Here is a 2,178-nt window from a genome sequence, read left to right as displayed (position 1 = left end):
CCGGCTCTGCGCCGCAGGCCACCGGCCCGGTCGCCGATCCCGCCCCGTCGCGGAGCTCCCGATGAACGCCGCCGCGCCCGCGCCTCTCCCGGCCGCTGCCGCCGCGCCCGCGCAGGCGGACCCGCCCTCGCTCGAGCTGCGCTCACTCCGCCGCGTGCACGGCACCGGGGCCCGGCAGGTCACGGCCCTGGACGGCGTGGACCTGCGGGTCCGTGCCGGGGAGTTCGTGGCGGTGATGGGCCCCTCCGGCTCCGGGAAGTCGACGCTGCTGCAGCTCGCCGGCGGCCTCGACACCCCCACGAGCGGCGAGGTGCTCGTCCACGGCGCCGCCCTCACCGCCCTCGGCGCCGCGGGACGCGCGCGGATCCGTCGCGGGAGCATCGGCTACGTCTTCCAGGACCTGAGCATCCTGCCGTCCCTGACCGCGCTCGAGAACGTCATGCTCCCCCGCGAGCTCGACGGCGTGCCCGCCCGCCGCGCCCGCGAGGAGGGGCACGCGGCCCTCGACGCCGTCGGCATCGGCGAGCTCGCGGACCGTCTGCCGGAGGACATGTCCGGCGGGCAGGCGCAGCGCGTCGCGATCGCCCGCGCGATCGTGGGGCCGCGGCGCCTGCTGCTGGCCGACGAGCCCACCGGCGCCCTCGACTCGCGCACCGGCGCGGAGGTCGTCGAGCTGCTGCGGCTGCGGGCCGATGCGGGCGCCGCGGTCGTCCTGGTCACCCATGAGCCGCGCTTCGCCGCCTGGGCCGATCGCACGGTCCAGCTGCGCGACGGCCGGGTGATCGGCCAGGCCGCTCCCTCCGACCCCGAGCTGCTGCTCGCGCCGCCGCATGCGGGCGGCGGACGATGAGCGCCCTGCGGGCGCTGCTGCGTCTGGCCGCGCGCGATGCGCGGCGCAACCTGGCCCGGACGCTGACCGCCGTGCTCCTCATCGCGGGGCCGATCGCCGTCGCGGTGCCCGCCGTCGCGACGACCGGGATCGCGGACACGAGCCGTACGGATGCGCTGGCGACCCTGCCCGACGGGGTCTCCGCCCGCCTCACGGCGACCGCGGTGCTGCCCGGATCCGGGCCGATCCCGCAGACCCCCGAGGGCGTCACGCCCCCGCTCGTCGCCGATCCCGGGACCGTCCCCGCCTCTGACGCGGATCTGCGCACGGTCCTCGGTGACGACGTCGACCTGCGCGCATGGTGGCGCTCCCCCGAGCTGATCGCCGCGACGGGCCTGGACGCGGGCCCCGGCGAGAAGGCCGCCGTGAGCTCGGTCGAGGCCGTCGACGGGCTCGACGCGCAGCGGCTCGGACGCCTCCGCCTCGAGGAGGCGGAGCCCGAGGTGCTGGGGCTTCTCGTCCCGGAGCTGGTGGAGGGGACCCTGCCCGCCTCGGCCCAGGAGGTCGTCCTGTCCGCGAGCGTCGCGGAGCGGCTCGGCGTCCCCCTCGGCGGGACCGCCCAGCTCATCGCCCCGCCCGCGACGGGCTGGATGAGCACCGACGGCCGGATCGGCGAGATCATGCAGGACTCCGTGCGCGGCTACCGGGTCGTCGGCATCGCGGCCGATGCCCCGCACCCCGCGGACGACGCCGGCCGCGCCTGGGCCGGCGCGGGCTGGCTGCAGGACATGACCGCCCGCGACGGCGCCGGCATCAGCCGCCACCTGCTGGCCCTCGGCGACGCGCCGATCACCTGGCAGCAGGTGCGCGCGCTGAACGCGCTGCAGGTCGTCGCCGTCTCCCGGCAGGTCCTCGAGGACTACCCGCCCCGAGACCAGCTGTACCCGGTGGCGGTGGACCCGCAGCGCCTCCTCCTGCAGGCGACCCTCGCGGGGGTCGGTGCGATCGCCTCCGCGGTCCTCCTGCTGCTGCTCATCACGCCGGCGTTCCTCATCGGCGCGGAGCGACAGCGCCGCGAGACGGGGCTGCTCGTCGCGAGCGGTGCGACCCCGGCGGCGGTCCGCTCCCTGCTGCTCGTGCAGGGAGCTGGCCTGGGGCTGGTCTCCTCCGGCCTCGGCATCGGGGCCGGGCTCGCGCTGGCGGCCCTCGTGCGGGCGCAGGACCCCGGCGGGGTCGCCGGGCAGCTCGCGCAGCGGATGGGCGCGGTCCCGGCCTGGGTGCCCGTCCTCCTCCTCGGGACGGGGACGGCGCTCGGGCTGCTGGCCACGGCGCCCGCGGCGATCCGGGCG

2 protein-coding genes are annotated in these 2,178 nt (G+C 78.0%); both read left to right on the top strand.

Translation table 11 applies throughout. The annotated features are described in order from the left end of the window. Nucleotides 1-61: 61 nt before the first annotated feature. Entirely contained in the window at nt 62-850 is a 789-nt protein-coding gene (locus tag ACFFF6_RS19890) for an ABC transporter ATP-binding protein (protein WP_376983265.1), read from the top strand. After that, a partial coding sequence (locus ACFFF6_RS19885; RefSeq protein WP_376983264.1) for an ABC transporter permease occupies nt 847-2,178 on the top strand: 1,332 nt, incomplete at its 3' end. The genes ACFFF6_RS19890 and ACFFF6_RS19885, both read left to right, overlap by 4 nt.

It is taken from the genome of Brachybacterium hainanense (genome assembly GCF_042434575.1).
Lineage (GTDB): Bacteria > Actinomycetota > Actinomycetes > Actinomycetales > Dermabacteraceae > Brachybacterium > Brachybacterium hainanense.
The sequence above is the reverse complement of the archived record's forward strand: the minus strand, read 5'-3'. Positions and strand labels throughout refer to the sequence as shown.

Coding starts and splice junctions, on each gene's coding strand:
- ACFFF6_RS19890 (WP_376983265.1), top strand. CDS start 62: ATGAACGCCGCCGCGCCCGCGCCTCTCCCGGCCGCTGCCGCCGCGCCC.